General features: G+C 63.6%; 12 protein-coding genes. 3 read left to right on the top strand and 9 right to left on the bottom strand.

Annotated features, from left to right (window positions below; all coding sequences use genetic code 11):
* Positions 1-37 precede the first annotated feature (37 nt).
* From ACSFC5_RS19120 to ACSFC5_RS19075, 9 genes are all read right to left on the bottom strand, one after another.
* A complete protein-coding gene (locus ACSFC5_RS19120; RefSeq protein WP_440766818.1) occupies positions 38-670 on the bottom strand; it encodes a protein-L-isoaspartate(D-aspartate) O-methyltransferase in 633 nt (210 codons plus the stop codon).
* A 102-nt stretch (positions 671-772) separates the two neighbouring features.
* The gene (locus ACSFC5_RS19115) at positions 773-1432 is read right to left on the bottom strand and encodes an HVO_0476 family zinc finger protein (protein WP_006087684.1); all 660 of its coding nucleotides are present in this window, start codon (positions 1430-1432) and stop codon (positions 773-775) included.
* 154 nt (positions 1433-1586) lie between these two features.
* On the bottom strand, positions 1587-2630 hold the full coding sequence (locus ACSFC5_RS19110) for a M23 family metallopeptidase (protein WP_440766817.1): 1044 nt from the start codon (positions 2628-2630) through the stop codon (positions 1587-1589).
* Positions 2631-2694: 64 nt separating this feature from the next.
* A complete protein-coding gene (locus ACSFC5_RS19105; RefSeq protein WP_440766816.1) occupies positions 2695-3624 on the bottom strand; it encodes a DUF7351 domain-containing protein in 930 nt (309 codons plus the stop codon).
* A 136-nt stretch (positions 3625-3760) separates the two neighbouring features.
* Positions 3761-4711, bottom strand: coding sequence for an aminopeptidase (locus ACSFC5_RS19100; protein WP_440766815.1), 951 nt, complete (start codon positions 4709-4711; stop codon positions 3761-3763).
* A gap of 389 nt (positions 4712-5100) precedes the next feature.
* Positions 5101-6330, bottom strand: a complete 1230-nt coding sequence (locus tag ACSFC5_RS19095) for a DUF8167 domain-containing protein (RefSeq protein ID WP_440766814.1) — start codon at positions 6328-6330, stop codon at positions 5101-5103.
* A gap of 1 nt (position 6331) precedes the next feature.
* Positions 6332-7633 (bottom strand): DUF8167 domain-containing protein, encoded by a 1302-nt coding sequence (locus ACSFC5_RS19090; RefSeq protein ID WP_440766813.1) that lies wholly within the window; start codon positions 7631-7633, stop codon positions 6332-6334.
* A gap of 186 nt (positions 7634-7819) precedes the next feature.
* The gene (locus ACSFC5_RS23370; RefSeq protein ID WP_502262996.1) at positions 7820-10078 is read right to left on the bottom strand and encodes a CARDB domain-containing protein; all 2259 of its coding nucleotides are present in this window, start codon (positions 10076-10078) and stop codon (positions 7820-7822) included.
* A 40-nt stretch (positions 10079-10118) separates the two neighbouring features.
* Positions 10119-10655: a DUF7382 domain-containing protein gene (locus tag ACSFC5_RS19075; protein ID WP_440766812.1), complete on the bottom strand. Its 537-nt coding sequence runs from the start codon at positions 10653-10655 to the stop codon at positions 10119-10121.
* A gap of 75 nt (positions 10656-10730) precedes the next feature.
* On the opposite strand from ACSFC5_RS19075, the gene ACSFC5_RS19070 reads away from it, so the two are divergent.
* The 3 genes from ACSFC5_RS19070 (at position 10731) to ACSFC5_RS19060 (ending at position 13155) form a co-directional block, all read left to right on the top strand.
* The gene (locus ACSFC5_RS19070) at positions 10731-11792 is read left to right on the top strand and encodes an ATP-binding protein (RefSeq protein ID WP_440766811.1); all 1062 of its coding nucleotides are present in this window, start codon (positions 10731-10733) and stop codon (positions 11790-11792) included.
* A gap of 80 nt (positions 11793-11872) precedes the next feature.
* Complete coding sequence (locus ACSFC5_RS19065; RefSeq protein ID WP_440766810.1) at positions 11873-12694, top strand: DUF7310 family coiled-coil domain-containing protein; 822 nt, start codon at positions 11873-11875, stop codon at positions 12692-12694.
* Positions 12691-13155: a DUF7311 family protein gene (locus ACSFC5_RS19060; RefSeq protein WP_440766809.1), complete on the top strand. Its 465-nt coding sequence runs from the start codon at positions 12691-12693 to the stop codon at positions 13153-13155. Before ACSFC5_RS19065 ends, ACSFC5_RS19060 begins: the two co-directional genes overlap by 4 nt.
* Positions 13156-13173 lie beyond the last annotated feature (18 nt).

The raw sequence follows: 13173 nt of genomic DNA, 5'->3' as shown, positions 1-13173 counted from the left end.
AAAGGCGCGCTTGCGCGACCCGGCGGGTAAGACGGCGTTACTCGCCGCGCATCTCGACGAATCGAACGCCGCCGTGTTCGGTGCGCTCGAGTCCGCCTTCCTCGCGTTTCGTGGCTTCGACGAGCGTCTGAAATCGAGTTCCGATCGGCGCGAGAAGCTGTCCGCCGGACCGTACTTGTTCGACGACCGGATCGGGAAACCCCGGGGTCGCACAGGTGAAATACGCGACGTCGAACGGCGCGAGCTCGGGCCACCCCTCGCGACCGTCGCCAATACGGATCGAGACGTCTCCGTAGCCGATTCGTGCGAGTTTCTTGCGGGCTTGTTCGGCCAATTCATCGCCGTACTCGACGCTATAGACGTGTTCCGCGCCGACGATTTCGGCCGTCACCGCGGCGTGGTAACCACAGCCGGTCCCGATCTCGAGAACCGTCGTTCCCGGTTCGAGATCGAGCGTATCGGCCATGATTGCGACCATGTGGGGCGCGCTGATCGTCTGCCCGTCGCCGATCGGCAGCGGTCGGTCCTCGTAGGCACTATCCCGGCGATTCGGCGGGACGAAAGCGTGTCGAGGGACCGACTCGAGTGCCTCGAGGACGCGCTCGTCGTCGACACGCGAGGCGACGGTCCGAACCATGCGCTCGCGAGCGGCCTCGTCGCTGTCGGACACGGATACTGCGTGTTCGTGTCTCGCGAGCAAGAGGGTGTTCGTGGCGAGTGCCGGGCAGCGACCGGGAGCCGACGGAGTCTACCGCACTCGAGACCGATAGCGCTACCAGGCGGACCAGGCGCTGGTCTGTTCGTCGTAGGCGTAGACCCGTTTCGCGTCCTTCGCGAGGATCGTGTCGCCGCGCTCTTCGTACCGATCTCGGTGGTAGCCCGAGGAATCCTTGCGGACGACGAAGGCGTCGATTTCGAACTCGTCGTCGCCGAACTCCTCCGTTTCACCGACAGTGAACTCGTAGTCGCCGGGCACGTGAACCGTGATGGACCGACTGTCGTTTCGCGAGCCGTCCTGGGGGTGGACAGTGACGTTGACCGCGACGTTGTCGACCTCGCGGGTCCAGACGGTCTCGACGTCGTCGACGACGGCTTCCTCCCGGCGCTTTTGCCCATCGAGTTCGAGGCTCGTGACGCGGACCGTCGAGAGCACCTCGTCGGTCTCGAGAATGAACTCGTCGCCCGTCTCGATGGTCTCGCCTTCGGGGGTCGTCACGTTCGCCGTGAAAGACTCGCCCTCCTGGGAAACGACGACGTCGAGGGTTACTTCGCTTTCCTGTTCAGGCTGGATCTTGTGGACGTGAGCGCACTCGCTACAGCGGACGGTCACGGTCCCGCCGCCTTCCGTTACCGTCAGGACCTCGTGGACCGTCTCGAGGTCCGGCGAACAGGACGGGCAGTTCGTCGGAACCCGGTCCGGAATATCGTTCATACCCGTCGTAGACGGCGCGCACCTAAAAGCGAACTGAACTGCGGGCTGGGTCTACTGAACGGCGGCCGGGGACCAGCGGAGTGGTCTCGAGTCACACGTGGATGCGCTCGGAACGCGAGGCGAAGCGATCGAATTGGGAGTCGGTGGAGACGAGCTACCGACGGCCGACGTGCCGCACGCGCTGGCCCGCGTGGACGTACGTCTCGTCGTGGCGTTCCGGCCCGGTCCGCGGGTGGTCGGTCTCGAGCGGTCCGAACCGAACCGGCAGTCCGGCCCCGAGGAAGAAGTTCGGGTGGTCCTGCACGTGGAAGTGGAGGTGGGGTTCCGTCGAGTTGCCGGAGTTGCCACAGCGGGCGATCCGCTGGCCGCGCTCGACTCGGTCGCCCGGTTCGACCTGCACGCTTCCCCGTTCTAAGTGGGCCAGCACGCTGTACTCGTCGTCGGCGTGTTCGATCACGACGTGATTGCCCAGAATGCTCCGCTGGAGGGGATCCATCCAGCCATCGGTCCGGTGGTAGTCACGGTGATCGACTCGAGTGCTTACAACAACGCCGTCCGCGGGCGCGAGGATCGGTTCGCCGAAGCAGTGGTACGCCGCCGGCGGGCCGCGCTCCCCCTCGTGCGTTCGGCCGTCGTCGTCGGTGATCACAAAGTCGTGGGCGTATCGCTGGGTGAGGATCCCCCACGAGTGGGAGTAGTCGCGATCCGGACTGCCGTTAACGACGGTCCAGGTCCCCTCAAAAGGGAGCCGGTAGTCGACGTCGCTCTCGAACGACGTTGGCGAGGGGAGGCTCCCGCGGTAGCGTGCGAGGATGGGAACGTGGCCGGCCGTCTGCAGTATCCCCGTGACGAGGAGGATCGGCTGAAACTGGAGGGCCAGCATCGCGACGAGCGTGCGGACGTTGGTGGCCCGGTCACCCATGTCGATCCAGTCGGTCGGCGCTTCCTCGTCTGCACCGTCGGATCCGCTCCCGAGTCCGAGAACCGTTCCGACGACGGCGACGACCAGCGGCCACAGACCGGCGAGAAAGAACAGCGCGAAGAGTTGGAGTCGCGCGAGTGAGTCGAACAAGTAGCCGGGAACCGAGAGGAATCCCAGCAGGAATACGTACATCGGATCGGGAACCCGACGACGGATCGCTGCCAGTCGTCCCGACTCGGTCTCGGCGTCCGAACTGATCGGATGACGGACTGTCATGCACTCTCGAATGCACACGCGGATGAATCAAGGTTTGGTGAAGCGATTTTCTATTGCGATTCTATCAATTATCGCCAGAGCCGTCGGTTCCCGCCGAACAGTCGAGATCGGCGACGCGAGCCGATTCGTCGACCGTCGCCCGAACGGCCGTATCGCCGATGGTGACCGACAGCCGAACGCGGAGCGGGTCCGTCTCGAGGACCGCAATTTCGGTTCGATCGACGACCTCGAGTTCCCACCAGTACTGGCCGCCGATTGGCCGTCCCTGTCGGTGGTACAGCGATTCGACCTGGGGATGGCCGAGCAAGACGAAGCCGACCGGCGCGTCCCAGGTGGCAGCGCAGGCTCGACACCGGGCTGAGAACCGGACCGATCCGCCGGCATCCTCGCTATCGACGGTTCGGATGGTCGGCTCGACGGGAGAGTAACACTCCGAACAGATGCCGTCGGCGACCAGTTCGTAGGACTGTACGGCCAGCGTCGTCGCCAGTTCGACCAGTTCCTCGAGCGAGGTCCCGACCGCGGCGTTCGGCGGCACCGACCAATAAAACAGCGGATGATCGTTCTCGCAGGTCACCTCGAGAACGCCGTCTCGGTAGCTCGCGTGGGCAGCCGTTCCGCAACGGCTACAGCTGCTGTCGAAGGCGACCGGGCCGAGTCGCGTCCGACCGGTGTAGGTGCCCGCGATGATCGCGTTGATCACCTTCGATCCGGCGTACGTGAGCCGATAGCCGTCGTCGCACTTCTCGACGAACGTCCCCCGAAGCTGCTCGAGGTGGTACCGAAACTGGCCCGAATCCCTAATTCCGACGGCCTTTCGGAGCGTCGAGAACGCGACCGCCGACGCCGCCGGATTCGCTAGGTGATGCTCGCGAAACGCCTGCAGAATCTCGACGCGTGTCGAGTTGCCGAGCGCGGCAAACGCGTCTGCGGGGTCGACGTCTTCGGCGGCGAAGGCATCGTTTCCGTCGGTTGTGGTCTCGGCGTCGTTCATTCGCTCTGGGAGAGTAGACGGACTCGAGTGTCTTTACGGTTCGACTTCCCGGGAGGTCTACGACCTCCCCTGCTCACGGCTCGTTGCCGTTCGCTACTGGAAGTCTAACGACTGCCCTGTTCGCGGCTTTCGCCGTTCACTCTGCCCGCGGAAGTTCCACTTCCGCGTCGTCCGCATACACCGTCGGCTCCCGCAGTATTCCGTCGAGGTGGATCGGTGCCTCGGTCTCGCCGCCGATGCCAGCGTTGTCACCGATCGCGATGTGGACGGTCCCGGCAGCCTTCTCGTCGAGCAGGACGGAGCCGACGAGTTCGGTGACAGCCACGTTCGTCCCGATTCCCAGCTCCGCGAGGTTGTACGCCGCATCTCCGACGTCTTCGGCCGCGCCCTCGACCGTCCCGCGGATCTCGTCGTCCGAAATATGCGTGACGAGACCGTCTTCGACCTCGAACGTCAGCCGGTGGTCCTCCTCGAGCAATCCGTGGGGACGCATCGTCCCGTCGACGACGAACGTCCCGGTTGCCGTTTCAGGACTGACGAACACCTCGCCCGCCGGCAGGTTCGACATGATACCGGGCTCGTGGACGATACCGGTATCGGCGAGCCACTCCCGGTCGCCGATCCCGAAGGTGATGTCGGTGCCGGCCGGCGTAGTGACCCGGATCTCGTCCGCGTCGGCGACCTGCTCGAGCACATCGTCACAGTGGGCCGCAATGGACTCGTAGTCGGCGTCCAGCCCCGTCGTAAAGACGTCTTCGGTGATCCCCGGAAGCGTCGCGACGCGAGCGCCTGCCTCGTTGGCCTCGGTTCGAGCGCGGGTGTGACTCAGACTCTTCGTCGTCGGCGCGAGCACGACGTCCGCGCCGGCCATCGCCGCCGCGACGGGTGCGGGCGGCTCGCTGCCGTGAGTCTCTCCGGGTGGATAGCAAACGATCACCGTCTCGTCGGTGATCTCGCCGGCGACCTCGTACAGCACGTTCCCGATCGGCTCGCGTTTGTCGTCGGTGACGATCGCACACGATTCGTCGCTCTCGAGGGCCAGACACTGACGAACAGCCGTCTCGGCGGCTGCGCGGAGTTCGGACATAGAATATATCTACGCAACGACCCCGAAAACTGTTGGCTTTATCGGCCATCGCCTCGGACGATACCGTTTTCAGACCGACAGACGACCGTTTACGCAACGCACGGTGACGGCGACGCTCGAGGACGTCTTCGAGACGAAACGACGAACGAGGCGATCGGACTCGGTGCGCTCGCGATCAGCGCCGAGATGAAAGGGGTGTTCGTCCGTCCTCGACCGGAGCTATCGGGCGGCTACGGAGGGGACAGCGTTTCGAGCGCACACGCGATAGGGACATGCCACACCCTACGGCGCGCTCGCCGTGGTCGCAGACACCGGCACCGACTCCAACGGTAGGTTGTCGCTGGCGCGATCATCTTCCTGATCGCGCTCTCGCAAATCGTCATCGGCGTTCACTTCCTTGGCACCGCGCTCGTGGGCGTCGGTATCGGGTTCGTCTTCGTCGTAGCAAGCGCCTCGAGTTCCGTCGGCGTCCCGAAGACGTACACCCTGTCGTCGGGCTGCAGCGGCTCCTTGTCAGCCGGCAGCGACAGGATCTCTTCGCCCCGGTCGATCGCAAGGACGGTTCCGGAAACCCAGCCGGCGAACTCGCTCGCGAGCGGGCCGTCATCCTCGACGGTAATTGCCGTGACCGTCTCGTCGCCAGCCCGGATCGCTGAGACGAGCGCGCGTCCGTCGCTCGGCGTCTCCGGCCGCGTCGTGAGCTGGTAGCAGCCGCCCGGTTCGAACGCATCCGAATCGTCCGCGTTGACGATTACGGTCGTGGCCGACCCGGCACTCGCCCGTAGCGATCCGGTCGTGACGAGCCGGCTCGAGCCCTCGTCGGCCGTCCAAACCTCGATCGGATCGCCGGCACTCGCTCGCGGCGACGGCTCGCCTTCGATTGCGACGGCGACCTGATCTGGTCCGAGCGTCGAACTCACCCCGACCCGTCGGTCGCCGACGGCGATCGCCGTCACGGCACCTGCATCGGAGAGGTCGGCGCGAACGTAGCCGACGCCGAAATCCGACTCGATACGAGATTCCAGTCGAGACCGGCGCTCCGGGACCGACAGCCCGCTCGGGAGCAGGAACTCCCGATCCGCGAGCGCTCGCTTGCGTTCGTCGTCGACGGTCGGGTAGCCTTCGGCGTCGTCGATCGATGCAGGCAACTGCACGACGCTCGCGAGGCCGGCCGATTGGACGAGCGCTGCGACCGGACCGCCGTGCTCGATCGGCGTAATTTCGTAGACGCCACAGGCGAGGTGGTCGCCGAGTCGCTGGCCACCGATCGCGGTGACACAGCCGACGAACAACACGCCGAGAAGGAAGGTCCCCGAGGTGTAGTGAACCAGCGGCGAGTCGGCGACGACCTCGCCGTGGCGAAGCACCTCCGCCGTCAGCCAGCCCGCCGGCAGGGCGGTTCCGGCGAGGACTGCCGGTCCGATCGGGAGTTCGCGAACGGTCAGTGCTCGATACCCGAACGCGACCACGAGCGCTCCGACGCCCGCCAGCAGTCCGTAGCCGAGAATGCCGAGCAGTGCGGTTCGGGACCACTCGAGCGTCGTTTCACCGCCGAACTCCCCACCGGCTTGCATCGGGTACGCCGCGATAACTGCCTCGAGTCCAAGTGCGGTCGTCATCTCAGTGACTCACCTCGGGAGCCGCCGGTGTTCGTTCGTCCAACGCGTTCGATTCGTCCCGTTCGACCGGTTCGGACCCGAAGGCGGCCGCGCCAGGACCGAGGAGAAACGCCTCGGTACCGGCCTCCAGTGCGCCCAAATCGGGTTCGAACCCCCACTCGAACTCGCCTGCCGGCTCGTCGGTGCTCGCTTCACCGGTTCGGACCGCGAACACGTCGAGTTCGGTCTCATAGTCGGAGACGTCGTCCAGCACTACGTCGGTCACCGTCACCTGCCGAATCGACGTGCCACCCCGCTCGAGCAACGAAACCGCGTCGAACTCGTGGGTGGAGTCGGACGGCCTGACGACGATCCTGGCCTGTTCGCCCTCGAGAAGCACATCCGCATCAGTAGTCGGAACGGCGACGGTCACGTATCCGTCGCCCCCATCCGTTACAGCGTCAGGCGAGAGCGAACCACTGCCGCGCTTAGATCGGTCGTCACTCGGCCCATCGCCATGTGGAGCCGTGCTCGGACTGGTATACACACCATCTGCAACTGGGTCGACGGTCGCGCTGAGCACCGTTCCGGAGACGGTCGTCGACTCAGTGACGACGAGGACGTCGTCGCCTGGCGCCAGTCCCGTCGGGAGAAGCGCTCGAGTCGACACGGCGCGCCACCCCTCGGGCACCCGCTTTGCGACGCTGTTGGCGGGTGGCGCCGCGGTGATCGTCGCCCGGCCGCGGCCGTCGACGGAGACGGACGCCGCTTCGAGGTCGTAGCTCGTCCGCAGCCGATCCTCGAGGCGCGTCTCGAGTGCGGCGATCGGGCAGTCCGCGGGGAGTCTCCAGGCACCGTCCTCGAGTGTGGCTCGGAGCGCCGGACCCAGCGGCGGGTAGCCCTCGAACTCGCGAACGCCGCCGCTCGAACGAATCGTCACCTGCCCCATCGCGTCGACCGCGTCGATCGCGTCCGCTGCGAGCGGTTGCGTTCGTTCGGTCGAGCCGGCGGTAGCCCGCGGCAGGTCGGTAGCGAGCCGACTCCCCCAACTCGTCGCGTACAGTCCGAAGACGAAGCCGAGACCGACGCCGAGAAGCAATCCGGGCTGGATCGTACTCGAGTCGACGACGGCCGCGACGTACAGGCCGGTGCCGGTGAGCACGACGGTCGTCACACCGCCTCCAACCGACGGGACCCCCTCGTCTGCAACGTAGCCGATCACGACGGAGGCACAGCCGACGACTGCGGCACAGACGGTGCCGAACAGGATGGCGATGGACACACCCGTGAGAATCTCGACGGGCGTTACGAACAACGAGATCATCGACACCTCGTACGTCGGTCTCGAGACCGGTTCTGGTCGGCTCTCGAGGGCGTTATTCGCGAAGCTCTCCGTCCGCTCGGAGCGGTCTCACTCCCGTCCACCGGACACCGCCGAGTCGTGCGTCTGCAGTTCATAGCTAATCGTGAGTGTCTCGTTGCAATCGTACCGATAGACGTCTCGACCTCCCTAGTTCCGGCGCCGCAGTGCCACGAGTGCTACCGTCATCGCGAGTGCGCCGGCCGCGACGACCGAACCGAATCCGGGGAGACCGTCCGAATCGTCAGCACCGTCGTCACCGGCCTCCTCCGAGACCGTGACTGTGACATCGGTCTCGTCGTCGTCGGTTGCCACCGCGTACTCGTACTCGCCCGTCGCGTCCTCGCTCACTGCCAACGAAATCGTCTCGCTTGAGTCGGCCTCGAGCGTCAGTTCTTCGGTCGCGATTTCGCTGTCGTTGTCCGAGACGGTGACTGACTGCGTCCCCTCGACGCCGCCGGTGTTCTCGATCGTCACCGAGAGGTCGAACTCGTCACCGGGTTCGACATCCTCCGGCGTCTCGACATCGGTAACGTCGAATGACGGCGGCTCGGTGACCTGACTCGTCTCCTCGAGCGTTTCGTCGTCGACCGTCACCGCGTGCACGATGGTGAGACCGGTATCGACATCGGTCTCGTAGTCGAGGGTTGCGTCCGAACCGTCGGGATCGACGGCAATCGGTTCCGTGATTGCAGTCTGGCTCTCGAGTTCGTACTCGACGGTGTCGATCACCGTCTCGTCGGCCGCGTTCTCGAGGTCGACCGTGAACTCGTAGGGTGCCCCGGAGCCAACCTCCTCGGGAACCGAAATAGCCGCGAGCGAAACCGTGCTGGACTCAACGATTTCGATCGAACCGAGATCGGTCCCGTCGACCGAGGCGTCGTACTCGGTGCCGACGGGACCGTTCGGCGTCCACTCGAAGTCGACGGCGGTCTCCGCGTCGGCTTCGAGGGAGACGAGTTGCGTGTCGACGACCTCGCCGTCGGCCGTCAGTTCGGCGGTGTGGCTGCCCGGCCCGCCGTCGTTCTCGTAGGTGGCCGTTGCAGTGAGCGGGCTTCCTTCGACGACGGCGTTCGCATCGAGAGTAGCGTCCTCGAGTTCGATATTCGGCGGTTCGACGACCTCGAGTTCGGCACTGTCGGTCTGGTCGGCGACGGTGGCGGTGATCTCGGTCGTACCCTGCTGATTGGCGTCGACGACACCGCTATCGACGTCGACGATACCGCCGGCGTCGTAGTCGGCGACTTCGGAGGCGGTGACCGTCGAGCCGTCGTCGAGCGTGAGCGTGACCGTTACGTCGGTCTGCTGGCCTTCGCCGACGGTCGAGTCGTCAAGGGTGATCGAGAGGTCTTGGACTTGCCACTCGAGGACTGGGTAATCGTCGGTGAGTGTCCAGAAGTTGTCGAAGTTGAGTTTATTCATCGAGTCCTCGGGGGCCGACCCGGTCATCTCATCAGTCCCTAGTCCTGTTCCAGTACCGCTACCCGACTTCCCGACTTGGTGCCCAGTGGTTTCAGTATTCCAATATGAATCCACTACTTGACCCTCATCGTGTCGACCGTTTCGGGCAACCAAGCCGCCAGATTCGTGGTCGCCGCTAGCAACAGCTCCGGTCGCAAAGGTATCACTAACCGTCCCTCTGTTGAATGCAACTATTCCTCCTGACATACTGATCTGCTCACCGCTCACGTCACCCGTTGCATACGATTGGCGAACATCACTTTCCTCACCAATAGAACCAACTAATCCGCCACCGTGATTGGAATTCTCTTCAACGGTAACATTACCCGTCGAATAGGACTCAGTCACGGATTCTCCATATACAATTCCGACTAAACCACCAATACCAGTTTTACCAGTCACATCTACGTCGGCAGAGGATCGTTCGATTCGTGCACCCCCATCTGTAGATCCAACAACGCCACCAGTACTCCAGTCCTCGCCAGTAACGACCCCAGACACTGAAACATCTTTAATAACACCTGTCGTCTCACCAGCCAAACCTCCAACTCGTCTATCACCTCCGCGAACGTCAACATTTTCTAGATTGAGGTTTTTGATCGTTCCTGAACTCTGACCAAATAACCCAACATTCCGTTGCCCTGCTCGATCGATGGTAAGACGATCAACCGTGTATCCTTGTCCGTCGAATGTCCCCGTAAACGGAGATTCACTATCCTCACCAATCGGTTCGAAACCAGCGCCTGCGTCCGATGTTTCAGTATCACTCGCGTCGATATCGTCTGCGAGAACGTAGTTAGCTTCAAGATCCTCGTTCACCGCCTGTAGTTCCTTGATATCAGTGATTACGTACGGATCATCCTCAGTTCCCTCACCTTCGATTTCCTGAAGGGCAGTCCCATGAGCGATAGCGGACCCTGTAAACACTAATAACACAAACACGGCCATTATTATAGCTAAGGTAAAATTATTGATTTTCATTATTTTATTAATTTCTATCCTGAACAACTATTATCTCTGAATTCGGTTGCTCGTCAATATAGCTGCTATCCGAAGGTGGAACCACATCAACTTCGAGCGTTCCCTTGTCTTGATCAGCACGAAGTCCGTGTTCAGTCACACCAGAAAATTCGGCAATGTGCTCTTCACCAGAGGCACTAGTATCTTGATCCAGTGTACCCTCAAGTTGAGCTGACCCTGACGAGATAAGAACGGTAGCCTCCTCTACGTAGTTGCCATCCTCGTCAATGACTTCAATAACAATTTTTTCTGTTTCATCATTCTCGATTACTTGTCCCTCGTCTATTTCAACATCTACCTCAGTATCACCAACTGACCCAATCGTTCCAAGCATATTCAGCATCAACGCCAGCGCCGCCACGCCGACGACCAGCGCGATCACGAGTCGGATCGGCAGGCCCTCGATTGCGCGATCGTCTCGAGCGAACGACGAGCGAGAACGGTTCAACTGGTCGGACCGATCCAACCCGTCGGAGCGGTCCGACAACAGGGTGTCCGGTAGCATACCCCCTCTTGGTCGCGCCTTCTGACTTAAATGTTGGACTAAAAGTTCAAAAGGGAAGAGGGAACAACTCTCACTGTGAGCTTCGTAATCGGACGCGATGACGACCTCGAGGAGGGTCCCGTCGGGCGATTGGGTGCCTACCGGGCCCGAGACGGAAGCGAGGGGGCGACGCTCCATCTCGACTTCGATGGCCCGCACGCGATGTTGATCGTTGGCAAGCGCGGCTACGGGAAGTCCTACACGATGGGCGTTCTCGCGGAAGGGCTCGCTCGAGCCGACGGCGTCGCACCGGTGATCGTCGATCCGATGGGCGTCTTCGACACGCTCGCGGAGTCGACCTCCGGTGCGGGCGTCCCCGCGACGGTGATCGACGAGCCGGCCGTCACGCCGACCTCGCTCGATCCCAGTTCGTGGTGTGCGCTGCTCGGGCTCTCGCCGGAGAGCGGCGCCGGCGGGCTCGTCTGGCAGGCTGTACAGGCGGCGTCGACGCTCGAGGAGATGGAAGCCCACGTCGAGGCGACCGACGCGCCGGTCGCCGACAAACGAGCGGCGAGCAACCACCTCCGACTCGCCGACGCGTGGGAGGTCTTCGACCCCGACGGGATCGACGCCGACGAACTCGGCAGTTCCGAGGCGACGGTCGTCGACGTCTCGGGACTCGAGTCCGCGCCGATGAACGCCGTCTGCCGCGGTGTCGCGGAAGCGCTGTATCGCGCACGCGTTACCGACACGGTCGATCGGCTTCCATGGCTGCTCCTCGACGAAGCCCACACGTTTTTCGACGGCGTTGCTGAACCGGCCCTCCGGACGATCCTGACTCGCGGGCGCGCGCCAGGTGTGAGTCTCGTCTCGGCCACACAGCGGCCGAGTGCCGTCCCCGAAGTCGGGATTTCCCAGTCGGACGTCCTGATCTCCCACCGGCTGACCTCCCAGTCGGACCTCGACGCCCTCCAGGCGGCCCAGCCGACGTACATGAACTTCTCGCTATCGGACGCGGATCGGCTCCCGGAGGCCCCCGGCGAAGTCGTCATCGTCGACGACGCAACGGAGACGATCCACTCGGCACAGGTCCGGCCGCGCGAGACTCCACACGGCGGTGATAGTCCGCGGGCGAGCGACGTCGTCGCGGACGACTGACGAATCGGCGCGGCCAGACCGAGACTCGAGCACCTCGTTCGAGGTTGATGTTTAAATACCATGAGTCGGCCAAGAGCGACATGAGCGATATCGAGCGAATCGATCAGCGACTGTCCGCGGTCGAGCGCGCGGTCGTCGACGGCGACGTCGAACTCGACCGACTCGACGATCTCGCCGCGGTCATCGAGGACGTCGAACGCCTCGAGACCAGACTCGAGGAACACGAGCGGCGACTCGCGGAGTTGGAGGGGAGCGTCGACGCGGTCACCGGTCTCGTTGGCAACGTCGAGACGGTCAACGAGGGCGTCGAGCGACAGGCCGATGCGGCCATCGCGGCCGTCGATCGGCTCGAGTATCGGATCGACGAACTCGAGCGATCGCTCGCGAAGCGGGAGCGACAGGGTGGCGGCCGGGACATCGATGACGGCACCAGTGACCGTGGGGGAGCGGAGCCGTCTGCACTGGAGACCGCTGGTGGCGACGAGCAGGCTTCCAGATCGGGCCACACGTCGGAAATCAGTGCGAACGGGTCCGGCTCGACAGCTGTCGTGGCGCCGGAGAGTTCGGCAACCGCCGCTTCGTTTGGGGAGTCCAGTGACGTCGAAGCAACGGCTGAAACGCTCCTCGAGTCACCGGAGAACGAGGCGAAAGCGGACGACGGTGACGGCGCGTCGTCCGGTGGACTGGCCGTCCAACAGGCGATCGAGCGGCGGCTGTCCGGGTCGGACGACGCGGTCGACGGATCCAGTTCGGTTGGGACGTCCAGTTCAGTAGGCGCGTCCACTTCGGACAGCGCAGCCAGTTCGGACGATACCCAATTGGCCGAGTTGTCGGACGACGAGGGTGACGAGAACGACGAATCGAGCGGCCTGTTCACCACACTTCGCGCCAAACTCTCGTGATCCGATACGTTCTCGCGGTCATGTTGACGATCGCGCTCTTTGCGATTTCGGTCCCCGCCATCGACAAGGGAGCCACGATGAACAGCGAGCGACAGGTCGATGCGAGTCTGGCGGAGATCGACGACGAGGCGACCTCGCTGATCGAGAACGAGGAGACGACCCCCGACGGCCACCCCGATCCCCAGCGCGTCGTCGAGGTGACGCTCCCGCGGAGCACGCTGACCAGTGAGGGGGTCGATCACTTCGAACTGGTGCCCCACGAGAACGGGAGTTACACCCACGCTCGGTACGTCCTCGAGGACGGCACCACGCGAGAGGCGGTCATTAGCGAGGAAATCGTCTGGAACGATCCCGAAGGGAACAAAACGACCGAACTCGGCGGCACCGGTGACCAGCGCCTCGCGCTCGTGTTGCTGGAAGACGAGAACGGGGGGCCGATAATCGTTGCATGCCGTGTGTAATTTTAAACCGGAACAGGC

Origin of the sequence: Natronorubrum marinum (assembly GCF_052040125.1) — an archaeon.
Taxonomy (GTDB): Archaea; Halobacteriota; Halobacteria; order Halobacteriales; family Natrialbaceae; genus Natronorubrum.
The sequence above is the reverse complement of the archived record's forward strand: the minus strand, read 5'-3'. Positions and strand labels throughout refer to the sequence as shown.

Excerpts from the sequence above, each read along its gene's own strand:
- ACSFC5_RS19115 (WP_006087684.1), bottom strand. The coding sequence starts at position 1,432 with ATGAACGATATTCCGGACCGGGTTCCGACGAACTGCCCGTCCTGTTCG.
- ACSFC5_RS19110 (WP_440766817.1), bottom strand. The coding sequence starts at position 2,630 with ATGACAGTCCGTCATCCGATCAGTTCGGACGCCGAGACCGAGTCGGGA.
- ACSFC5_RS19105 (WP_440766816.1), bottom strand. The coding sequence starts at position 3,624 with ATGAACGACGCCGAGACCACAACCGACGGAAACGATGCCTTCGCCGCC.
- ACSFC5_RS19100 (WP_440766815.1), bottom strand. The coding sequence starts at position 4,711 with ATGTCCGAACTCCGCGCAGCCGCCGAGACGGCTGTTCGTCAGTGTCTG.
- ACSFC5_RS19095 (WP_440766814.1), bottom strand. The coding sequence starts at position 6,330 with ATGACGACCGCACTTGGACTCGAGGCAGTTATCGCGGCGTACCCGATG.
- ACSFC5_RS19090 (WP_440766813.1), bottom strand. The coding sequence starts at position 7,633 with ATGATCTCGTTGTTCGTAACGCCCGTCGAGATTCTCACGGGTGTGTCC.
- ACSFC5_RS23370 (WP_502262996.1), bottom strand. The coding sequence starts at position 10,078 with ATGGCCGTGTTTGTGTTATTAGTGTTTACAGGGTCCGCTATCGCTCAT.
- ACSFC5_RS19075 (WP_440766812.1), bottom strand. The coding sequence starts at position 10,655 with ATGCTACCGGACACCCTGTTGTCGGACCGCTCCGACGGGTTGGATCGG.
- ACSFC5_RS19065 (WP_440766810.1), top strand. The coding sequence starts at position 11,873 with ATGAGCGATATCGAGCGAATCGATCAGCGACTGTCCGCGGTCGAGCGC.